Origin of the sequence: Anaeromyxobacter terrae (genome assembly GCF_022690685.1) — a bacterium.
GTDB lineage: Bacteria > Myxococcota > Myxococcia > Myxococcales > Anaeromyxobacteraceae > Anaeromyxobacter > Anaeromyxobacter terrae.
This window is the reverse complement of sequence record NZ_JALCYY010000006.1, coordinates 19,128-39,026: the sequence shown is the minus strand read 5'-3', so window position 1 is coordinate 39,026 and position 19,899 is coordinate 19,128. Positions and strand designations below refer to the sequence as shown.

17 protein-coding genes are annotated in these 19,899 nt (G+C 72.4%); 9 read left to right on the top strand and 8 right to left on the bottom strand.

The genetic code is table 11. From position 1 onward, the window contains the following. Positions 1 to 259 precede the first annotated feature (259 nt). From MNY62_RS04005 to MNY62_RS03995, 3 genes are all read left to right on the top strand, one after another. Positions 260 to 2,665, top strand: a complete 2,406-nt coding sequence (locus tag MNY62_RS04005) for a catalase (RefSeq protein WP_242342810.1) — start codon at positions 260 to 262, stop codon at positions 2,663 to 2,665. Positions 2,666 to 3,226: 561 nt separating this feature from the next. Further along, positions 3,227 to 3,700: a YybH family protein gene (locus MNY62_RS04000; protein WP_242342809.1), complete on the top strand. Its 474-nt coding sequence runs from the start codon at positions 3,227 to 3,229 to the stop codon at positions 3,698 to 3,700. 148 nt (positions 3,701 to 3,848) lie between these two features. After that, complete coding sequence (locus tag MNY62_RS03995; RefSeq protein ID WP_242342808.1) at positions 3,849 to 5,933, top strand: M13 family metallopeptidase; 2,085 nt, start codon at positions 3,849 to 3,851, stop codon at positions 5,931 to 5,933. Positions 5,934 to 5,995: 62 nt separating this feature from the next. Here the strand turns inward: MNY62_RS03995 and MNY62_RS03990 are convergent, their stop codons facing one another. Continuing rightward, complete coding sequence (locus MNY62_RS03990; RefSeq protein ID WP_242342807.1) at positions 5,996 to 6,514, bottom strand: dihydrofolate reductase family protein; 519 nt, start codon at positions 6,512 to 6,514, stop codon at positions 5,996 to 5,998. A gap of 308 nt (positions 6,515 to 6,822) precedes the next feature. On the opposite strand from MNY62_RS03990, the gene MNY62_RS03985 reads away from it, so the two are divergent. Then, on the top strand, positions 6,823 to 7,740 hold the full coding sequence (locus tag MNY62_RS03985; RefSeq protein WP_242342806.1) for a M48 family metallopeptidase: 918 nt from the start codon (positions 6,823 to 6,825) through the stop codon (positions 7,738 to 7,740). 88 nt (positions 7,741 to 7,828) lie between these two features. Here the strand turns inward: MNY62_RS03985 and MNY62_RS03980 are convergent, their stop codons facing one another. The 6 genes from MNY62_RS03980 to MNY62_RS03955 form a co-directional block, all read right to left on the bottom strand. Beyond that, positions 7,829 to 8,206, bottom strand: a complete 378-nt coding sequence (locus MNY62_RS03980) for a VOC family protein (RefSeq protein WP_242342805.1) — start codon at positions 8,204 to 8,206, stop codon at positions 7,829 to 7,831. Between the two features lie 162 nt (positions 8,207 to 8,368). Further along, positions 8,369 to 9,724 (bottom strand): glycosyltransferase family 39 protein, encoded by a 1,356-nt coding sequence (locus MNY62_RS03975; protein ID WP_242342804.1) that lies wholly within the window; start codon positions 9,722 to 9,724, stop codon positions 8,369 to 8,371. A 76-nt stretch (positions 9,725 to 9,800) separates the two neighbouring features. Beyond that, positions 9,801 to 10,166 carry an ArsR/SmtB family transcription factor gene (locus MNY62_RS03970; RefSeq protein ID WP_242342803.1) on the bottom strand — a complete coding sequence of 122 codons (366 nt, stop codon included), beginning with the start codon at positions 10,164 to 10,166 and terminating at the stop codon, positions 9,801 to 9,803. Continuing rightward, positions 10,150 to 10,611: an SRPBCC family protein gene (locus tag MNY62_RS03965; RefSeq protein WP_242342802.1), complete on the bottom strand. Its 462-nt coding sequence runs from the start codon at positions 10,609 to 10,611 to the stop codon at positions 10,150 to 10,152. The genes MNY62_RS03970 and MNY62_RS03965 overlap by 17 nt, the downstream gene beginning before the upstream one ends. A gap of 91 nt (positions 10,612 to 10,702) precedes the next feature. After that, a complete protein-coding gene (locus MNY62_RS03960; RefSeq protein ID WP_242342801.1) occupies positions 10,703 to 11,653 on the bottom strand; it encodes a PAS domain-containing protein in 951 nt (316 codons plus the stop codon). Between the two features lie 262 nt (positions 11,654 to 11,915). Next, positions 11,916 to 15,044, bottom strand: a complete 3,129-nt coding sequence (locus MNY62_RS03955; RefSeq protein ID WP_242342800.1) for a patatin-like phospholipase family protein — start codon at positions 15,042 to 15,044, stop codon at positions 11,916 to 11,918. A 284-nt stretch (positions 15,045 to 15,328) separates the two neighbouring features. Here MNY62_RS03955 and MNY62_RS03950 point away from each other — a divergent pair, with 284 nt between their 5' ends. The 5 genes from MNY62_RS03950 (at position 15,329) to MNY62_RS03930 (ending at position 18,582) form a co-directional block, all read left to right on the top strand. After that, positions 15,329 to 15,574, top strand: coding sequence for a hypothetical protein (locus tag MNY62_RS03950; protein WP_242342799.1), 246 nt, complete (start codon positions 15,329 to 15,331; stop codon positions 15,572 to 15,574). 108 nt (positions 15,575 to 15,682) lie between these two features. Beyond that, positions 15,683 to 16,384, top strand: coding sequence for an HAD family hydrolase (locus tag MNY62_RS03945; protein ID WP_242342798.1), 702 nt, complete (start codon positions 15,683 to 15,685; stop codon positions 16,382 to 16,384). Between the two features lie 315 nt (positions 16,385 to 16,699). Beyond that, on the top strand, positions 16,700 to 16,993 hold the full coding sequence (locus MNY62_RS03940; protein WP_242342797.1) for a GYD domain-containing protein: 294 nt from the start codon (positions 16,700 to 16,702) through the stop codon (positions 16,991 to 16,993). A 40-nt stretch (positions 16,994 to 17,033) separates the two neighbouring features. Beyond that, positions 17,034 to 17,726, top strand: coding sequence for an SDR family oxidoreductase (locus tag MNY62_RS03935; RefSeq protein ID WP_242342796.1), 693 nt, complete (start codon positions 17,034 to 17,036; stop codon positions 17,724 to 17,726). Positions 17,727 to 17,808: 82 nt separating this feature from the next. Next, positions 17,809 to 18,582: an LOG family protein gene (locus MNY62_RS03930; protein ID WP_242342795.1), complete on the top strand. Its 774-nt coding sequence runs from the start codon at positions 17,809 to 17,811 to the stop codon at positions 18,580 to 18,582. A gap of 166 nt (positions 18,583 to 18,748) precedes the next feature. Here MNY62_RS03930 and MNY62_RS03925 read toward each other — a convergent pair whose 3' ends face one another. Beyond that, on the bottom strand, positions 18,749 to 19,660 hold the full coding sequence (locus MNY62_RS03925) for a hypothetical protein (protein WP_242342794.1): 912 nt from the start codon (positions 19,658 to 19,660) through the stop codon (positions 18,749 to 18,751). Between the last annotated feature and the right edge of the window lie 239 nt (positions 19,661 to 19,899).

The window sequence follows — 19,899 nt, the reverse complement described above, 5'->3', positions numbered from 1 at the left end:
TCGACCGTGTCGTGGATGGCAAACGCGCGACGGTGCGGTCCTTGTCGGTCGGACGATGGACGTCGACCGCGACCGGCCCGGTCGTGCGCAGCGCGACGACGAGCAGGTCGGCCTGACCTGCGAGCCGACGCCCGACCCGGCGGTCGTGGGCCGGCCCGGTCCCGCAGGCGGCGGCGCTACCGCGGCGCGCGGGCCCGACGGAGGTTGTCGAGGTACCCACTCGCCGATCTGCGACCTCACACGCAGGGAGCACGCGCGCATGCCCGCCAAGACGAAGAAGCCTGCTCTGCCTCCGAAGAAGTCCCCCGCCAAGGCGTCCGCGCGTTCCACGGTGGGCGGATCGCGGCGCGGAGCCTCCGCGGCGAGCGCGGACGATCTGCTCGCCGCGAAGCTCGCCGCCGCCGACGCGCTCGCCGCGGCCATGCCGTTCAACCCGAACAAGAAGGCCGAGCACGGCGCCCTCGCGCGCAACCCGCCGGAGGGGGCGCACGCGGCGCCGACGGACGCGACCGCGACCGGCAGCACGCTCAGCGAGACGGTCTCGTCCTCCAAGGTGGGACGGGGCAGGCCGCAGGAGCGGCTGGGAGTGAACCCAGGCAACCTGCCGCTCGACCGCGTGCGGGTGGACTCCAGCGGCCAGGGGCTCACCACGAACCAGGGCGTCCCGATCGCCGACGACCAGAGCTCGCTCAAGGCGGGGCTCCGCGGCCCCACGCTCATGGAGGACTTCATCCTCCGCGAGAAGATCACGCACTTCGATCACGAGCGGATCCCCGAGCGCATCGTGCACGCGAGAGGCTCGGCCGCGCACGGGTTCTTCGAGTGCACCGAGGCCCTGGCCGGCGTCACCCGGGCCTCGTTCCTCTCGGAGAAGGGCAAGCGCACGCCGGTCTTCGCGCGCTTCTCGACGGTCGCGGGCGAGCGCGGCTCGCCGGATCTCGTCCGCGACGTCCGCGGCTTCGCCGTGAAGTTCTACACCGACGAGGGGAACTTCGACCTCGTGGGCAACAACATGCCGGTGTTCTTCATCCAGGACGCCATCAAGTTCCCCGACCTCGTGCACGCCGTGAAGCCCGAGCCGCACCATGCGATGCCGCAGGCGTCGAGCGCGCACGACACGTTCTGGGACTTCGTGTCGCTCATGCCCGAGTCGACGCACATGCTCCTCTGGCTCATGAGCGACCGCGCGCTCCCGCGGAGCTTCTCCATGATGCAGGGCTTCGGGGTGCACACCTTCCGCTTCGTCAACGCGAAGGGCGAGTCACGGTTCGTGAAGTTCCACTGGAATCCGGTGCGCGGGACCCACTCGCTCGACTGGGACGAGTGCGTGAAGATCAACGGCGCCGATCCCGACTACCACCGCCGCGACCTGTGGGAGTCCATCGAGGCGGGGCAGTTCCCGGAGTGGGAGCTGGGCGTCCAGCTCTTCACCGAGGAGCAGGCCGACCGGTTCTCGTTCGACGTCCTCGACCCGACCAAGATCGTCCCGGAGGAGCTCGTGCCGGTGCGGCCGGTGGGGCGGCTCGTGCTGAACCGGAACCCCGACAACTTCTTCGCCGAGACGGAGCAGGTCGCCTTCTGCGCGGCGCACGTCGTGCCGGGGATCGACTTCTCGAACGATCCGCTGCTCGCTGGCCGCATCCACTCGTACGTCGACACGCAGATCTCCCGCCTCGGGGGGCCGAACTTCCACGAGATCCCCATCAACGCTCCGGTGGCGCAGGTGCACAACGACCAGCGCGACGGGATGCACCGGCAGGCGATCCACCGGGGGCGCGTGGCGTACGAGCCCAACTCGCTCGCCGGCGGCTGCCCGTTCCAGCTCGGCGCGGCGGCCGGCTTCACCTCGTTCCCCGATCCGTCGCCCGAGGACAAGGTGCGCGGGAAGCCCGAGAAGTTCGCCGACCACTACACGCAGGCCACGCTGTTCTGGGAGAGCCAGTCGGAGGTGGAGCAGGCGCACATCGTGCGAGCCTTCCGCTTCGAGCTCACGAAGGTGCAGACGCCGGCCGTGCGGCGGCGGGTGGTCGCGCAGCTCGCGAACGTGAGCGACGTGCTCGCTCGAGCGGTGGCGGATGGCCTCGGCCTCGAGGTGCCGGAGCCCTTGCCGCTGGCGGGGAGGGTCGTGAGGCCCGAGGTGAAGCAGTCGCCGGCGCTCTCCCTCTTCGCGCGCCCGGGCCGAGGCGACGTCGGTGGCCGGAAGATCGCCATCCTGGTCGCCGCGGGTGTCGACGGGGAGGGTGCGCTTGCCGTGCACCGCGCCCTCACCGAGGCCGGCGCGGTGCCGCGCCTCGTGGCAGCCCGGCTCGGCCCGGTGGAGAGCGCGACCGGCGATGCGCTCGAGCCCGACGCGACGCTCGAGACCATGCCCTCCTGCCTGTTCGACGCGGTGGTGGTGCCGGACGGCGAGGCCTCCGCCGCGGCGCTGTCCTCGCTGGGGCACGCCGTCGAGTTCGTGAAGGATCAGTACCGTCACTGCAAGACCATCCTGGCGGTCGGCGCGGGCCAGACCCTCCTCGAGAAGGCGTCCCTGCCGCTCGACGCGGGCGACCCCGCGCTGATCGTGGTCCCGGCCGGGAAGGTCGGCCCGGGGACGAAGGCCTTCCTGGCCGGGCTGGCCAAGCACCGCAACTGGGATCGCGCGATGGATCCTCCACCCGTGTAGTGCCGGGCGCGGACGTCCCGTACCCGCTCTCCCCCACACGCACGTCCCCATCGAATGCCGCGCGCCACTTGCGCCGGCCCGACGAGCCGCTTGCTCGATCGAGCGGTCCCCGAAATGCGGTGCGGCACGATGCCTCCTCGCAGCCCCGAGGCGTTACGCAGCATCGTTCGTACATGGTGGCGCGAACGAAAGACGGTCTCTCGGCGCATCTGCAGTTTCGCCGCACGACGCTCTCCGCCGCGGCCGAATGGATGTTCGCGGCCCTGCAGCTTCACGTCGACGGTTGCCCGCGCTGTAAGTGCCAGACGTGCGACGACGCGACCCACGAGAGCGTGAAGGCGGTCCGCGAAGCTCTGCGCCAGGACTGGGCGAGGAACCAGCCGGGGTGACGATCGTCTCACTCGGCGAGCAGATGGAACCCGTACGCGAAGCTCTCGCCGTGACGCTTCGCGATCTCGCGCTCCGCGTCCGCGATCGCGCCGAGACGACCGCAGATCGGCGCCTATCGTATTTCGGCCCGCAGGGTTGACCATGACACCCCAACAAGCCCCCGCAGCTTCGATGACCGCGATCCTTGACGGCTTCCTCGAGGCATTCAACGCCGGCGATCTCGACGGGGTGATGACCTATTTCGCGGAGGACGCGGTGTACCGACCCGCGAACGGCGTCGAGCGGATCGGGCGCGCGGCGATCCGCCGGGAATTCGAGCCTCAGTTCAATGGTGTCCTCGGTGCGATGCGCTTCGACGAGCACGACCGACTCATCGACGAGAAGTCCCGCAAGGCGGCCGTCCGCTGGGTATGCCGCCACGACCTCACGCACGCGAGGCCGACGACCGTGGCGCTGAAGTTCGAGCGGGTCATCGTCGGCGCGCTCGTCGGCGATCGCTTCGGCTGGGAAGGGCTGGACGTCTTTCACTTCGACGCGGCCGGCAAGATCAAGGGCAAGTTCACGTACGCGAACTTCGCGCGGCGGCCTCGGATCCTGAAGGAGCTCGGCGTGGCGCTCCCTCCGCCGTCACGACGGGCGCGCTGACCCGAGCGGCCCCGTTCCGGTACGCGCGCGGTTCGGCGGCGGCGTGCGAACCGCCGGATTTTGCCGCACCCGCCCCCGGGCGATGACACAATGCGCGCGCCTCGGCGCTCATCGCCGAGCGTTCGACCCTGACCACCCGAGGCCGCCCGTGATCCTGCGCACCGCCCTGGTCCTCTCCCTCGCCGCGCTCGTCGCCTGCGCCGGCAAGAAGCCCACCGCCCAGGCGACGCCGGCAGCGACGCCGACGCAGACGGCCTCCTCCCACGCCGTCGACGTCGCCGCGATGGACCCCGCCGTGAAGCCGGGCGACGACTTCTACGAGTACGCGAACGGCGCCTTCATGCGGACCGCCGAGATCCCGCCGGACCGCTCCAGCACCGGCGCGTTCCTGCGCGTGTTCCAGACGGTCGAGGCCCGCACGCGCACCATCGTCGAGGAGGCCGCGCGCGGCGACGCGCCCGCCGGCTCCGACGCGCGCAAGATCGGCGACCTCTACTCGAGCTTCATGGACGAGGCCGGCATCGAGGCGAAGGGCATCGAGCCGCTCCGCCCGACGCTCGCCCGCATCGCGGCGCTCGCGGACGCCCGCGCGCTCGCCGCGGAGCTCGGCGCCACCGTGCGCGCCGACGTCGACATCTTCAACTGCACGAACCTGACGACCGCGCGCCCGCTGGGCGTCTGGATCGAGCAGGACCTGAACGAGCCGTCGCGGAACACCGTCTACCTCGTGCAGGGCGGCCTCGGGCTCCCGGACCGCGACTACTACCTCGACGCCTCCCCGCGGATGGCCGCCATCCGCACGCAGTACCGCGCGCACCTCGAGAAGGTCTTCGCGCTCGCCGGGCTCGCGGACCCGGGGGCGCGCGCGGAGCGCGTGCTGGCGTTCGAGACCAAGCTCGCGAAGACCCACGGCTCGCGCGAGGACGCGGGCGACGTGCAGAAGGGCAACCACCCCTGGACGCTCGCGGACCTCGAGCAGCGGGCCCCGGGCCTGGACTGGGGCGCGTTCCTCCGCGCGGCCGCGCTCGACCGGCAGCCGCGCTTCATCGCCTGGCAGCCGACCGCCCTCACCGGCCTCGCCGCGCTCGTGAAGAGCGAGCCGCTCGGGACGTGGAAGGACTACCTCACCGCCCGCGCCGTCGACCGCGCTGCGCCGCTCCTCTCGAAGGCGTTCGTCGACGAGTCGTTCGCGTTCTACGGCACGACGCTGACCGGGACGCCGCAGCAGCGCGCCCGCTGGAAGCGCGGGCTCGGCGTGGTCGACTCCGCCATCGGCGAGGCGGTCGGGCGCATCTACGTGAAGCGCCACTTCCCGCCCGAGGCCAAGGCGGAGATCCAGGGGATGGTGCGAAACCTCCGCGACGCGTTCGCCCACCGCATCGACGCGCTCGACTGGATGGCGCCGGCCACGAAGGCACGCGCGAAGGAGAAGCTCGCGGTCCTCGAGGTCGGGGTCGGCTACCCGGACCAGTGGATCGACTACGGCGGCCTCGAGATCGTGAAGGGCGATCTCCTCGGCGACGTGGAGCGCGCGCAGCTCTTCGAGTACCGCCGCCAGCTCGCGAAGCTCGGGAAGGCGCCCGACCGGGGCGAGTGGTGCATGCTCCCGCACGAGGTCAACGCCGTGAACCTCCCCGTGCGGAACGCGCTGAACTTCCCGGCGGGCTTCATGGAGCCGCCGTTCTACGACCGCGGCGCCACGCCAGCCGCGAAGTACGCCTCGATCGGCGCGACGATCGGCCACGAGATCAGCCACAGCTTCGACGATCAGGGCGCGCTCTTCGACGCGCGCGGCAAGCTCGAGAACTGGTGGACGCCCGAAGATCTCGCCAGCTTCCAGGCGGCGGGGCAGAAGCTCGTCCAGCAGTACGACGGCTACAAGCCGTTCCCGGACGCCGCGGTGAACGGAAAGCTCACGCTCGGCGAGAACATCGCCGACCTGGCCGGCCTCGCCGCCGCGTACGATGCCTGGCACGGGTCGCTCGCCGGCGCGAAGCCGCCCCAGGTCGACGGCCTCGACGGCGACCAGCAGTTCTTCGTCGCCTACGCGCAGACCTGGCAGACGAAGGCACGCGAGCCGGCGCAGCGCCGGCAGCTCCTCACCGACGGTCACGCCCCCGGCCGCTACCGGTCTCTCACGGTGCGCAACCTCGATCCGTGGTACGCGGCGTTCGGCGTCCAGCCCGGGCAGGCGCTCTACCTCGCGCCCGCGGAGCGCGTGCGGGTGTGGTAGGGGCGCGAGGGCGCCGGGGGACCCGTCGCACGTGGGCGTGAGCCCGGCGCCACGGAGCGCGCTCAGGTCGGGCGGTAGGTGATCCGCACGAGGCCGGAGGGGTGGGCGTGGCTCGCGACGAGCGAGAAGCGCCGCTCCGGCAGCGCGCCCTGGAAGAGCCGCCGGCCGGCACCCAGCACGAGGGGGACCACGGTGACCGTGAGCTCGTCGAGGACGCCGGCCGCGAGGTACTGCGAGACCACCGCCCCGCCGTCCACGTAGACGCTCCGGCTCCCGGCGGCCGCGAGACAGGCCAGGACGCGGGCGGGCTCGCCGGCGACGAACGCCTCGCCGTGGCGCGGCGCCGGAGGCCGGTGGGTCAGGACTGCGACCCGCTTGGCCCCGTACGGCCACTCCGGGAAGGTGACCACGAGGTCGTACGTGTCGCGGCCGATGAGGACGGTGTCGACGCTGGCGAAGAAGGCAGCGTAGTCCTCCGGCGGCGCCTCGTATGCGTCGAGCCAGTCCACCCGGCCGTCGGGCCTCGCGATGAATCCGTCCAGGCTCATGGCCAGGAAGGCGGCGCAGCGCGGTCGCGTCATGCTCTTCGCGCCTCCGTGTCGACAGGTATCTTGCGATCGTGCTGCGGTCATCAGCATCAAGGCACGGATCGGCGCGGGCGACGCCTCGAATCTCGCGGGCGCCCGGATGTCCTCAGGGCGGGCGGTGATGCCGCCAGGCGCTCGCCCGACGCGTTCGCGCGCCGGCGCGGCACGGTCACCTCCCGTCGAGGGACGTCACCGGGGTCCGGCAGTGCGGGTCGACGGAGGCGCGTCGCCGGGGCCCTGAGTTCCCAGGCATCGTGCTCGACCGTGGGGGCAAGATGTGAAGCCGGAAGGAAGGCCATCGATTGCCGGTCGGAGTTGACGCCGCGGGTGCCGTGGCCCTGCCGGGCCGGGTCATCGACCTGTCGCAGGTACGGCATCCGCGTGAGCGCCGGGTCCTGCTGCTCTCCGCGGCGGCGAACCTCGCCCTCGTCGCGGCCGCGGTCGCCGCGATCCTGCTCGCGCCGGACTGGCTGTCTGCGCACCCGCAGGCCGCCCAGCTCGTCCGGCGAGTTCGCGGGGCCGCGGTGGTGGCGGTCCTCATCGTGCCGGCGATGGGCTTCTTGCGGCTCGGACGGTGGATGATGATCCACCTGAACTCGATCCGGCTCGGCCAGGATCAGCTGCCGGAGCTCCACGCCATCCTGGAGCGGCAGTGCCGGGCGCTCGGCACCCCCGTGCCGGCGCTCTACGTCTCGGCTCTTCCGAGCGTGGGGCTCTCCGATGCGCTCGCGCTGCGAAGCGGGACCCGGGCCATCGTCCTCGGCGAGAAGCTCTTCGACGGAGTCGGCGACATCGGCGCGCGCCGGGACGTCTTCGAGTTCGTGATCGGCCACGAGCTGGGCCGGATCATGCTCGGCCACGCGAGCTGGTGGAGCGAGCTCCTCCTCGGATACCTGAAGCGGATCCCCGTCCTGCGGTTGCCGCTCGTGATGGTCCAGACCTACTCGCGCGATCGCATGGCGGCGCTCCTCGCCCCCGGTTCGCTCGCCGCCCTCGCCATGTCCGCCTCGGGCGGCGAGGTCTTCGCGCAGGTGAACGTCCGTGCGTACGTCCGCGACGCGCTCGCTCCGACGCCGCGGCCAGCGCCGGCGCGCCTCGGGGCGATCCTGCGGAAGGAGCCTCACCTCGCGGACCGCGTCCGCGAGCTCCGGCGGTACGGATTCTTCCGGCCGGACGCGGAGCTGGCCGGGCTCGTTCCCGGCGTCCGGCCTCACGACTGAGGCTCGAAGCAGCGGAGGATCCGAGCGCGAGCGCGGCGGCGCTCCGCACGCGCCTCCACGGGCGCGCACGCGTCGCCGCCGCGGCGCCTCACCGCTCGTCGATCACCGAGAGGATGTTGCCAGCGGGATCCCTGAACCACGCGATGAGCGGGCCACCGCCGCGGAAGATGCCCTTCTCGTCCGTCCGGAGGGACTCCTCCTCGTAACGCTCGAACCGGACGCCGGCTCGCGTCAGCTCGTCCACGGCCCGATCGACGTCGGCGACCGGGAAGTTGAGGACGGTGAACGTCGCGGGGACATGGTTGGGCTTGGGATACAGCAGCACCTTGCCGCCGCCGCCGATGTGCAGCCAGAGCAGGCCGTTGGCCTCGGAGACCTCCAGCCCGAGCAATCGGCCGTAGAACTCCTTCGCCTTCGGCACGTCGTCCACCGAGAACCCCGAGAATGCTTTCGTGCTCCTGAACATGCGCGTTCCTCCTCCGCTCTCATATCGAAGGAGCCAGAGCAGGATCGACGCGAGTGACCGCGCGCGCCTGCCCGCGGTCGGGCGGTCGACCGCGCGTCTCGTGCGTCTGCCGACCAGCGGTGGGCGCGTCGCCGGCTCGGCCGCCGCGCACGCGCCCGCAGCTCAGCGCGGGATCGCCTCGAGCGCGCGGAGGACCTCGTAGGTGGTCGGGTCGCCGACCTGCCCCTGCAGGAACACCCGGTCGAAGATCCACAGGTTCGAGGCCACGACGATCATCCCGGCCGCGGCGATCAGCCGGAGCGGCGTCCGCGAGCGCTCCGCGAGCGAGATGACGAACCACGCAGCCAGGAGCGAGACGAGCGCGTCCGGCGCCGCGACGAAGCGAACGCTCTTCGACACGAGCGCGAACGACGCGAGCGCGAGCGCGGCGAACGCCGCGAGCTGGCGAGGGCCGCTCACCGCCTGGACCCGCGAGGAGACGATCGACGCGCCGGCGCCGATCGCGAGCAGCACGGGCACCGGCGAGAGGACGAGCAGATCGACGAGATACCGGTGAGGCGGTCCGGACTGGTACTGGCGCGCGTACTCGGAGCCGAGCGACGAGACGGCGACGCGGGCCATCTCGAAGAACTGCGTCCCGGAGTGCGTCAGCAGGCAATAGCCACCGTAGTAGACGAGCGGTGGGACGAGCAGGAGCGCGGCGTCGAGCGGCCTGCCCCCGCCGCGGCGCGCGCGCGTGAACAGCCACAGCGCGATGAACGCGGGCGCGTAGAGGACGAAGGTCTCCTTCACCGCGAACGCGAGCGAAGCGGCCGAGATGGCCGCCGCGTAGCGCCCCCACGCGCGCGCGCCGTTCGGCGCGTCCAGCACGCGAAGGGCGGTCCAGAGGGCGGCCAGGACCGTCGCGCACACGAGCTCGTCCTGCAGCGCGCGGCGGCCGAGCCCGAGCTGAAGCGGCGACGCGGCGACGAACGCGGCGCCGAGCAGGGCCGCGCGCTCGCCGAGGCGAGCGCGACCTACCGCGTAGGCGAGCAGGACGACGAGGATCCCCGCCAGCGTGGAGATCCAGGCCAGGCTGCGGTGCGAGCAGTCCGGCTGAGCCTTGCAGACCACCGCGCCGATCCCGTACCACCCCCAGCGGAGGAAGCTCGGGAACTTCCACGCCGTGGGGTGGGACAGATACTCGGCCGCGAGCACGGGGTACCTCGCGAGGACGGACGGGGCGAGCGCCCGCGCGGTCTCGAGGTAATGCGTCTCGTCGGCGGGCGAGAACCTCGTGACGTCGTTCCACGCGATCCGCATCGTGGCCGCGACCACGATGACCGCGACCAGGGCGAGGCGATGCGCCCGCCGTCGCGCTGCGGGTGCGTTGGCGGGTTCCCCGGACGCATTCGCGATGCGGAGCGTGGCTTCGGGCGCGGGCTGCCGTGGGTCGTGCCACTCGGCGCCGCCGGGCACCACGTGGACGGCGTCGGCCGAGATCTCGTCCGGTACCCTGCGCCGATTCCTCTCCGCCATGGCGGACACCGTAGACGGCTTTCGTCGGGTGTCAAAGCGGATCGAGCCCGAGGCCCCCCCTGCGATCGGTGGATGGTCAGGGTTCCTCCTCCACTGCCTTCCGGAGGCGCTCGAGCGCCTCGTCCCAGCGCCGGGAGATCTGCTCGAGCGCGCGGCGCGCCTCGTCGAGCCGGCGCGGCTCGATCTCCCAGCGCCGCTCGCGGCCCGGGCCACCCGCGCCGCGCCGCACGAGGCCCGCGCCGGCGAGCACGTCGAGGTGCTTCGCGATGGCCTGGCGCGAGATGGCCGCGCCCTGCGCGAGGCGCGCGGTGGAGAGCGGCCCGGCCGCGCAGAGTCGCGCCACGAGCGCGAGCCGGGTCTCGTCTCCGAGCGCGGCGAACATGGGCGCGGCGCCGGCAGCGCGGCCAGCGCCGCGCCCGGCGGCGCTATGCCCCGGAGACATGGCGTTCGACGTTCCGCATCTGCTCGGCCCAGCCGCCCTCGTTCATCCGGAAGGCCTCGGCGCGGCGCTCGAGCGGGAGCTGGTCGAACCCGGACTCGACCACGGTGAGCCGGGTCCCCTCCGGCGTCTCCTCGAGCGTGAGGGTCACGAGCGTGGTGGGCTCCTTCGAGTAGTCCGCGGCCGCGTCGAGCGGCGCCGGGTGCCAGCGCCAGGCCAGGAGCCGCTCCGGCTCCATCCGCTCCACGGTCGCCTCGAAGACGAGGTGCTCGTACCCGGGGTAGGTGATCCGCCCGCGCGCCACCGCTCCAGGCGCGAAGCCGGTCTCCATCTTCACCCCGAACCAGCTGCCGAACTCCCGCAGGTCGGTGAGCGCTCGCCAGACCCGCGCGCGGGGCGCCCGCAGGACGATCTGCTTCTCGATGCGATCGGTGCTCGTCGTGGCCATGTGCAACCTCCCGGTTGCGTATCTAGCCACGGGCTCGGCGCGATGCAACCCCGAGGTTGCGCCACCCTCGCGGCGGCTCCGGCGCGCCGCCTCAGGCCGCCTCCTCGAGCAATCGCCGCTGCCCGGTGAGCCGCTGGATGCCGGAGACGTCCTGCACCGTCTCGAGGCAGCCCAGGTAGCGGCCCGCGTCGTCGCGCACCGGCCAGTAGCGGATGTGGATCTTGCGCGGCCCCATGTCGATCCAGAACTCGGCCACCTCACGGCGGCCGGCCTTGAAGTCGGACAGGATCCGCTCCACGAGGTGCACGCTCTTCTGCGGATGGCAGTTGCGGACGTTCGTCCCGATCGCGCCGCGGCTGCGCGGGAAGATCTTCTCGCCCCGCTCGTGGCTGAAGTAGCGGACCCGGTCCTCCTGATCGATGAACGACAGCTCGACGGGCAGCGAGTTGAGGACCGCGGCGAGCACCTCGCGGTCGAGGCCGTACGACAGGTCCTCGAGCTCGACGGCGCGCACGATCTCGTCGGCGATCCGGTAGTAGCGCCGGCGCGTGTCGGGCCCGATCCCGGCCTCCACCGCCTCGATGGCCCCGACGATGCCGGCCTGCGTCTCCTCGTCCAGCATGCGCGCAGCCAGCGGGTAGAGGATGTCGTTCTCCTTCCAGAAGTGATCCTTGCAGAGCGCCGCGTACTCTCCGAGGACCTCGCGCAGCTCGTCGAGCCGCGCCCGGTCGCCGGCCACGTAGGCCGCGGCGGCGACGTCGAGCCGCTCCACGAGCGCCTTCGCCCGGCCATGCTCCGCCAGCATCACCGCGAGCGGGCCGCCCTCGACCGGCATGCCGGCGCGCTGGAGGAGCGGGAACACGGTCCGCTCCTCCTTCTGGTTGTGGCAGCGATCGACATAGCCGACCAGATACTCGCGCAGGTTGGCGACCAGCCCCGGCGACGGGCCTTCCGCCGCCCCGAGGGCCTTCTCGGCCGCGGAGAAGACGCGCTCGGTGGTCTCGTGGTCGGTCATCAGCAGCTCGCGCCAGGTCAGGCTCATCGTCGCTCCCGTGGAGGGAAAGGAAGGTCGGGCGATCGCCGGCGCCGGCTGGCGGTGCCCGGATCGCGGCCGAGGACAGCAAGGATCCGGCCAGCCTGCAGGTGGCGATAACCTGTGGGATTTTCGAGCGACACGCCATGGGACACCGACGAGGCGTTGGTCCCGCAACGCCATCTCGGTGCGCGACGCCATCGTTGCGGCCGGCGAGCTCGCTCCCGCCGGCCTCAGGCGCCGGCGGCGCAGCGAAGCGCGAGGGGCGCCGTCACGCTCCGGGGGCGGACACGGAGCGCAGGTCCGGAGCGGCTCCCGTCGCCCGTGCCTCCGGCGCGGCGCAGCACGCCGCGGCTGGCGCGAACGTCGGGCCGAACAGCGCCCGGACGGTGTCGTCGAGCGGCTCGCCTTGCCTGGCGTACGACCGCAGCGAGTGCTCGAGCTCGGCGAGCGACTGGAGCGGCCTCGTCCCGAGCATCGCCTCGACGAGGTGTGCGCCGAGCGCCCGGTAGCTCTCGAACTGCGACTCGGAGAACCACTGGTCGACGGTGGACTCGTGAGGGAACGCCCTGCAGGCGTTCGCGTAGGCGCGCACGTCGTAAGGGATCGAGGCCTTCGGCGTGTCCTGCACGGTCGGCTTGACGTAGACGAGCGTGCCCGGGAGCGCATCCGGGCCGTCCGGGACGTCGTAGCCGATCCGCGCGATGGCGCAGTACAGGCCGGGGTGAGGCCGCCCCGCGCGCTGCCGGATCTCGATCTCCCGCTCGAACTCGATGGGGATGCCGAAGTCGATCCGGATCTTGCGCAGCGCGTTCCCGAGGTCGCTGAAGCCGTGGCGGGGATCGCAGCCCGCGTCGCTCACCACCACGAACCGGCAGCGGCGGAGCACGACCTCGTAGAGGCCGAGGTTGTCGAAGTGCCCGCCATCGGAGAGGTTCACGAACGGCGCATAGCGCGTCGTGAGGCCGAGCATCTCCTTGACGAGGTGGTAGGTCGCGTGGCGCGGGCCGGTGCGGGCCACGTCCTCGCCTCCGTTCTCGTTCGTGTTCGGCAGCCACACCCCGAGACGCGCGTTGAGGAGCGCCATGAGGAACGTCAGGGCCGGCGTCGAGACGTAGCCCATGTTCGGGTTCGCGGCGGCGCCCGAGATCGCCATCGCGGTCGCGAGCGACACGCCCTCGCCGCTGGGGCCCCCGTAGTCCTCCGTCGGACGGTAGCCCTCGTGGAAGTTGCCGCAGAAGAGCGGGGTCATCGAGAAGGACTCGGCGCGCCGCTCCTGCCACGCGAGTCGCTCACCGGCCACCAGGTTGAGCGTGACGTTCACGATGGGGAAGAGCTGCGCGCGCTCCCCGGGGTTGGGCCTCAGGCTCGCCAGCGGAAGCCGCTCGTCGTCCTCGTCGAAGCCGGTGGTGGGGTTCGGCCGGCGATCCAGGTTCGAGGCGCCCAGGTACGCCCGCACGAGCCGGCTCCGGTACATCGCATGGAGCGAGAACCGGTTCACGTTCACGAAGGCTCCGGCGACGGCGGCGATCGCGACGAGGCCCAGCCCCTCCAGGAACATGAGCACCATCGTCCGGGAGCCGACGGCCTCGGCCCAGCACGCTCCGTCCATGCGCACGCTCAGGAAGCACGGCGGGTCCCCCGCGAGGCCGTGCGCCAGCCATGCGGTCCCGGCGGCGAGCAGCACGATGAGGGCCGCCACGGTGGCCGGCGCGGCGACCCTCAGCGCGAAGGCCTTCCAGGGGGACGTGCTCGGCCCCGCGCGCCCCGAGGGCGTCTCGGCGCTCTTCCCGAGGAGCCCGGTGGCGAGCCCGGCCAGCGTCGTGAAGGCCGCGGCGGCGCCCGTGAGGCGCACGTGGAGCTGCTGGTACGCCCCCTCGACCCCCGCGCCGACCAGCCACGTCCCGAGCAGCACGAGGGTGCTCACCGCCGCCCACGCGGCGGCGACCCGCAGCACGCGGCCCGTGACGCGCGCCCACCACTCGCGATCGGCGTCGCCGGGCGCCGGCCGGCCCGGAGCCGCGGAGAGGAACGGGCCCTCGAGCGCGGTGAAGAGCGCGCGCGCCATGACGTAGACGAGCAGCAGGAGCGGGAGCGCCAGGACCGTGAAGAGCGGCGGCCTGCTCAGGAGCTCGCGCGACGGATTGCCCATGAGCCATCCGAGCGCCACGGCGGCGGCGAACCCCGACAGCGAGATCGCGAAGACCTCCCCGGCGATCGCGCGCCGCGCGGAGACGGCCTTCCCTGCGGCCTTGCGGCCCAGCATCGCCACGACCGCCGCGCCCAGCGGGACCCCGACGGTCCAGATCGCGAGGCGCCACGAGCGCGCCCAGAGCCCGGGATCCTGGTGGGCCGCCCCGAGCCCGTGCAGGAGCTGCCACGGATACTCGGCCCAGGTGGTCGCCAGGGCGAACAGCGTGGCCGCGGAGACGAGCAGGACGAGCGAGGCGGAGGAGAGCCAGCCGCGCCACCGCCGCCGCTGGCGGCGCTCGACTCGTCGCGCGAGCGGGTCCTCGGGGAGCCGCCCGGGGCGCGGCTCGGCCCTGAGCCAGTGGTCGATGACGCTCGAGAGGAAGCCGAACGCGAGCGCCGTGCCGGAGAGGGCGAGCGCCCAGCGGGCGTTCGCGGAGAGGGCGTAGCGCACGGTCAGGAGATACGCGACCTGGGGCACCATGACCGCCGCGGCGATCACCGGGACGATCACGAGCCAGTTGAGGAGCAGGTTGCGCAGCACGATGGCGACCACGGTCCAGGAGTCGGCCGACCACGGCCCGGTGCGCGGCGTCAGGTAGTTGCTGAACTCGCGGAGCCGGTCGATCGGCTCGGGCTCGGGTGCGATCGGATCGTCGACGGCGCCCTTGCCCTGCTCCGTCTCCCCGGGCGTACGCCCCGGGCGGCGGAGGAGGGTCATGACGATCCGGAGCGGATCCGTTCCCTCGGCGCGGAGGCGCTGCGCCTCGGTCGGCTCACGTCCCCGGGGCGGCGGGCCGTCATCCGGCGGGCGCGGGACGTCCCCGGAGCTCTGGAGGGCAGGCTTCTGCGCCTCCTCGCGCTCTCGCGCGATCCACGACTGGAGCCAGGCCCCGACGTACCCTCCGCCCGAGACCGTCGACAGGTAGTCGAACCGATGCAGCACGTCCGCGCGCGCGAGCGCCTGCAGCACGCCGAGGTTGAAGGTCGCGCTGCGGATGCCTCCGCCCGACAGGCAGAGCGCGGAGAGCTTCTCGCCCGGCTTCCTGGCGTGCCGTGCGATGCAGGCATGGACGGCCCGCAGCGCGCTCGGCTCGACCGCCGTCTCCGGCGGCGGCCGCGGGACGTCGTCCCACCGTCGGACGTGCGTCAGCTCCCTGCACAGCACCTCCGCGAGCGACGCCCAGCGCCGTGGCTCGGTCGTCTCCATACGCCCTCCGGTGGCGAGGTGCACCTCGGGTGAGATCGATCCCGGGTCCGGGTCCCCGTGACAAGGGGCCGTGCGGGGGGAACGCCGAGGGTGAACCCGAAAGCCGGACCCGGCCCATCGAGCGCCGCGTCGACTGCCCGCCGGAGCGACGTCCGTCGACCGGCGGGCTCGACGAGGCTCGGCCCGGCCGCGCCCACGCCTCGAGCCTGCCGGCGCAGTTGCGCGCGACGCGCGCACCGCGCAGTGAACCGTGGATCGGTGCTGCTCGCAGGAAGGTGGACGCGGTGCGCCCGCGGACTCGTATGGACCTGAAGGTGGATTGCCATGCCGGATATCGCGGGGAGGAGACGCCCCTGCGGTTCGAGCTCGAGGGCCGGCGCGTCGAGGTCGTCGAGGTGATCGACCGCTGGCTCGGCCCGGACCATCGCTACTTCAAGCTCCGGGGCGACGACGGAGCGGTGTACCTCCTCCGCCACGACGAGCGAGCGGACCGCTGGGAGCTGAGGATGTTCGAGCGGGACGGCGCGTGATCCCGGCCGCGACGGTCCGGCACCTTCGGGTCACGCGTCACGGGACGATCCTGTCCGCTGCGAAGATGGCGAGCCGATCGGCCATCGGCGTGCGCAACGTCCGGTCATATGAGTCCCGACGGACCGACGACGGCGCTACAGCCGCGCACCTCCTTCCTGTTCGACCTCGACGGCACGCTCGTCGACAGCGTCTACCAGCACGTGCTCGCCTGGCGCGAGGCGCTCGAGTCGGAGGGGATCGAGCTCTCGGTGTGGCGGATCCATCGCCGGATCGGCATGAGCGGTGGCCTGTTCGCCAACATGCTCCTGCGCGAGACGGGCGTGGAGCTGTCACTCGAGCGCATCGAGCGGCTGCAGCGCTTGCACGGCGAGGCGTACCGGCGGCGCCAGGCCGACGTGCGGCCCCTGCCCGGCGCGCGCGCCCTGCTCGCGGCGCTCACCGAGGCCGGGATCCCGTGGGCGATCGCGACGAGCGGCCGGATGGAGTGGGCCGGGCCGGTGATCGCCTCGCTCGGCGTCGATCTGCAGCGCGTGCCGGTCGTCACGCGGGACCAGGTCAGGCACGCGAAGCCCGATCCCGATCTCTTCCTCGCCGCCGCGCAGCGCCTCGGCGTGCCGATCGAGACGGCCTCGGTCGTGGGGGACGCCGTGTGGGACATGCTCGCGGCCCAGCGGGCGCGCGCGCTCGGGATCGGCCTGCTGTCCGGCGGCTACGGAGAGGGAGAGCTGGAGCGCGCCGGCGCGTACCGCGTGTTCGAGGATCCGGCGGACCTCCTCGAGCATCTCGACGAGGTGGGCGGCCGTCGCTGACGCGTGGCCCTCGCGCGTCTGCCGCCTGCCGGGCCCTGGGCGGCGATCCGCTCGCCGGCCGGGAGCGCGATCGCGCGGACGCTGGACGCGGACCTCGGCGACCTGCAGCTCCGCCCGCGACGCAGGCAAGGAAGCCGACCGACCGCGCGCCGCCCGTCGACGAGGCGTCGTTCCTGCCGCAGAGGCGCTCGAGACGTTGCGGGGCGGTGACTCGCACGTCCGAAGGCCGGCGCCCGCTCCCAGTTGAGCCGACCGTTGATGTTCGCCGTCTCGAGGGCCACGGTTGGTCAATCCGTGGCAGACGGAGGGAACGATATGCCGACGAACGTGTCATTGCTGCGCTACACGGAGCAGGGCATCCGGAACGTCAAGGAGGGCCCGGCCCGGCTCGACGCCGCCAAGAAGGCCTTCAAGGCAGCAGGGGGTGAGCTGAAGCAGTTCTTTCTCCTCATGGGCCACTACGACATGCTGGTCGTCTGGGATGCGCCCGACGACGAGACCGCGGGCAAGATCATCCTCGCGCTCGGATCGCTGGGCAACGTCAGGACCGAGAGCTTCAGGGCGTTCCCGGAGGCCGAGTTCCGGAAGCTGATCGCCGGTTTGCCGTGAGGGAGCCGGCAGCGCGTGACCGGCGGGCAGCGAGGTGAGCATGGCTGAGGCTCCCGTCGCGATCGTCAGCGGCGCGAACCGCGGGCTCGGCCTGGAGGTGAGCCGGCAGCTCGCTCACCTTGGCTTCCGCGTGGTGATGGGGGTCCGCGATCTTCGGAAGGGCGAGGCGGCTGCGCGATCTCTCGAAGGGAAGGTCCACCCCCTGGTCCTCGACGTGGCCGACCCGGAGTCACCGGCGCGGCTCGCCGCGGAGGTCCGCGCCGCCTTTGGCCGCTGCGACGTGCTCGTCAACAACGCCGGGATCCACTACGACACCGGGGATCGCGCCTCGAGCCCCGACTGGCGGGTGGTCCGCGAGGCGTTCGAGACGAACCTCTTCGGCGCGTGGCGCCTCGCCGAGGCGCTCCTGCCGCTCATGCTCGAGCAGGGTCGAGGACGCATCGTGAACGTGTCGAGCGAGGCCGGCTCGCTCGCCTCGATGGGCGCGGACACGCCCGCCTACTCCACCTCCAAGGCCGCCCTCAACGCGCTGACGCGGGTCCTCGCCGCCGAGCTGGCCGGCACCGGCATCCTGGTGAACGCAGTCTGCCCGGGCTGGGTGGCGACCGACATGGGCGGTGCCGGCGGCAGGCCCCTCCCGGACGGCGCGCGCGGGATCGTCTGGGCGGCGACGCTCCCGGACGACGGCCCGAACGGCGGTTTCTTCCGGGACGGACGGCCGCTGCCCTGGTGAGCCCGTCGCCGTGGCCCGAGTCCGCCCCCATGATCGAGGGGATGACGACCGAGCCGATCTCGAGCCGCTCGAAGGAGGCCACATGAGCTTCCCGCCACGGACCACGTCGAAGCTGGCCTACAGGGACGAGGCGTTTCTCGAGGGCGACGCGGCGCGCCCCCTTCGAATCCTCGCCGAGTACCTGGCGCCGCTGGAGAGCTTTCGCCGTGAGCGCATCCGGGACACGATCGTGTTCTTCGGCTCCGCGCGGCTCTCGCCGGACGGGCCACTCGGCCGTTATTACGAGGAGGCGCGGGAGCTCGCCCGCCTCGTGACCTCCTGGTCGAAGAGCCTTCCAACCCACACTCACCGGTACATCGTCTGCTCGGGCGGCGGGGGCGGCATCATGGAGGCGGCCAACCGCGGCGCCTCGGAGGCCGGGGGCAAGACCATCGGCCTCAACATCGGATTGCCGCGCGAGCAGCGGCCCAACCCCTACATCACGCGAGAGCTGTCCTTCGAGTTCCACTACTTCTTCATGCGGAAGCTGTGGTTCGCCCACCTCGCGAGGGCGCTCGTGGTCTTCCCGGGAGGCTTCGGCACGCTCGACGAGCTGTTCGAGATCCTGACCCTGGCGCAGACCCGCAAGCTCGAGCGCGAGGTCCCGGTCATCCTTTACGGCTCGAGCTACTGGGACGAGATCGTCGATCTCGAGGCGCTGGTGCGCCACGGCATGATCGAGGCCGGAGACCTCGGGCTGTTCCACCGCGCCGACGACCCGCGCACTGCGCTTGGCATCTTGCAGGCCAACCTCGCGGTGGGGCCGGAAGAGGGGGCCGTCGCCTTCGCGCGATCGCGAAACTCGCATCACGAGTAGCGGCGTCTACCTGGCCTGTCCGCGACGGCTCGGGCGCTGCGCAGAGTGCCGGAATCCTGAACAGCCCATGTCGGATCCGCGTACAGGCGCGGCGGGGTCCCGCACGGACTCGCCGACCTCGTGGGGAGGTCGCCTCGCGCCGCGGGTCCACCCCGGCCGCGGGCCGTCAGGGCGTCGCGCCCGGCTCCACCACGAAACCGGCCATCCACGCGTCGAGGCGCTCCTCGAAGCGGATGTTGAGGGGGTCCCGGCCCTGCCGGCGCCGCAGGAACACGCCGAGCCCCAGGCCCCGCGGCGCGCGAGACAGCAAGGTCACCTCGGCCGTGAAGTCGCCGAAGGCGGGCCGCGCGACCGTGCCGAGGTGGCGCGAGCCGGCGAGGCCCAGGCGAAGGCCGAGCTCGGAGTGCGCGGCGACGAGCGGCAGCGCCCGTGAGACGCGCCACAGCGCGGGCAGCTCGAGCTCCGCCGACACGCGCCCGACCACGGCACCGTACCGCCGGCGCATCTGCGCGGGCATGCAGGCGCCGAGCCCACAGGGTACGTTCCACTCCGCCGAGGAGCGCGCCGAGAGGAGGGTCCGAGCGCGTCCGCCGCCGACCTGCTTCAGCCCGCCGATCGCGGCGCCGAGGTAGTTCGTGGTGAAGCTCCCCGTGGAGAGATCGAGCCGATCGCTCGGCGGATCCGTCAGCGGAGCGCAGTCGAAGTCGCCCTTGCCGGTGCGGAGGTGATCCGCGAGGGCGCAGCCCTGCTGCCCGTTCGAGCGGTGACCCACGGAGAGCTCGAGGGCAGCGAGCAAGCGCGGACCCCTGGCCGCTGCATCGGCGTCGTTGCCCGGGCGGCCGGCCGCGAAGATCTGGAGCTTGGCGCGCGGCTCGTACGTGGGCGTGCGGACCGGCGTGGAGTCCTCGCGCAGGAGCCGGAACATCCCCAGGAACGACAGCGAGAGCGAGGTCGTGACGCCCCCCGACTCCAGCACGCCGGAGTCCTCGAGCCCGTTCCAGAGCACGAGGTGCAGGGCGGGATCGGCCTCGAACGCCTGGCGTCGATCCGTCGCGATCGACACGTACGAGCGCTCCATGAAGGGGACCTGCTCGTCCGCGCGTGGCAGGTGCGCCGCGCAGCCGCTCGACGCGAGGAACGCGGCGGCGCAGACCCTCGCGACGGCGGGAGCCCGGGGCCGGTCCCGAGGGCACGGTCGCGACACTCCGCTCGCTCCCGAACCGCCGACCTCCCCGATCACGTCCGCTGCACGAAGATCCGACACCTGGAGCACGCCATCCACGTGACTGCACGTCCCGTTCCGTGCGGCCGTCCGCT

Bases quoted from the DNA above. Each gene is read 5' to 3' on its own strand.
- MNY62_RS04005 (WP_242342810.1), top strand. From the start codon at position 260: ATGCCCGCCAAGACGAAGAAGCCTGCTCTGCCTCCGAAGAAGTCCCCC.
- MNY62_RS04000 (WP_242342809.1), top strand. From the start codon at position 3,227: ATGACCGCGATCCTTGACGGCTTCCTCGAGGCATTCAACGCCGGCGAT.
- MNY62_RS03990 (WP_242342807.1), bottom strand. From the start codon at position 6,514: ATGACGCGACCGCGCTGCGCCGCCTTCCTGGCCATGAGCCTGGACGGA.
- MNY62_RS03980 (WP_242342805.1), bottom strand. From the start codon at position 8,206: ATGTTCAGGAGCACGAAAGCATTCTCGGGGTTCTCGGTGGACGACGTG.
- MNY62_RS03975 (WP_242342804.1), bottom strand. From the start codon at position 9,724: ATGGCGGAGAGGAATCGGCGCAGGGTACCGGACGAGATCTCGGCCGAC.
- MNY62_RS03970 (WP_242342803.1), bottom strand. From the start codon at position 10,166: ATGTCTCCGGGGCATAGCGCCGCCGGGCGCGGCGCTGGCCGCGCTGCC.
- MNY62_RS03965 (WP_242342802.1), bottom strand. From the start codon at position 10,611: ATGGCCACGACGAGCACCGATCGCATCGAGAAGCAGATCGTCCTGCGG.
- MNY62_RS03960 (WP_242342801.1), bottom strand. From the start codon at position 11,653: ATGAGCCTGACCTGGCGCGAGCTGCTGATGACCGACCACGAGACCACC.
- MNY62_RS03955 (WP_242342800.1), bottom strand. From the start codon at position 15,044: ATGGAGACGACCGAGCCACGGCGCTGGGCGTCGCTCGCGGAGGTGCTG.
- MNY62_RS03945 (WP_242342798.1), top strand. From the start codon at position 15,683: ATGAGTCCCGACGGACCGACGACGGCGCTACAGCCGCGCACCTCCTTC.
- MNY62_RS03940 (WP_242342797.1), top strand. From the start codon at position 16,700: ATGCCGACGAACGTGTCATTGCTGCGCTACACGGAGCAGGGCATCCGG.
- MNY62_RS03935 (WP_242342796.1), top strand. From the start codon at position 17,034: ATGGCTGAGGCTCCCGTCGCGATCGTCAGCGGCGCGAACCGCGGGCTC.
- MNY62_RS03930 (WP_242342795.1), top strand. From the start codon at position 17,809: ATGAGCTTCCCGCCACGGACCACGTCGAAGCTGGCCTACAGGGACGAG.
- MNY62_RS03925 (WP_242342794.1), bottom strand. From the start codon at position 19,660: ATGGAGCGCTCGTACGTGTCGATCGCGACGGATCGACGCCAGGCGTTC.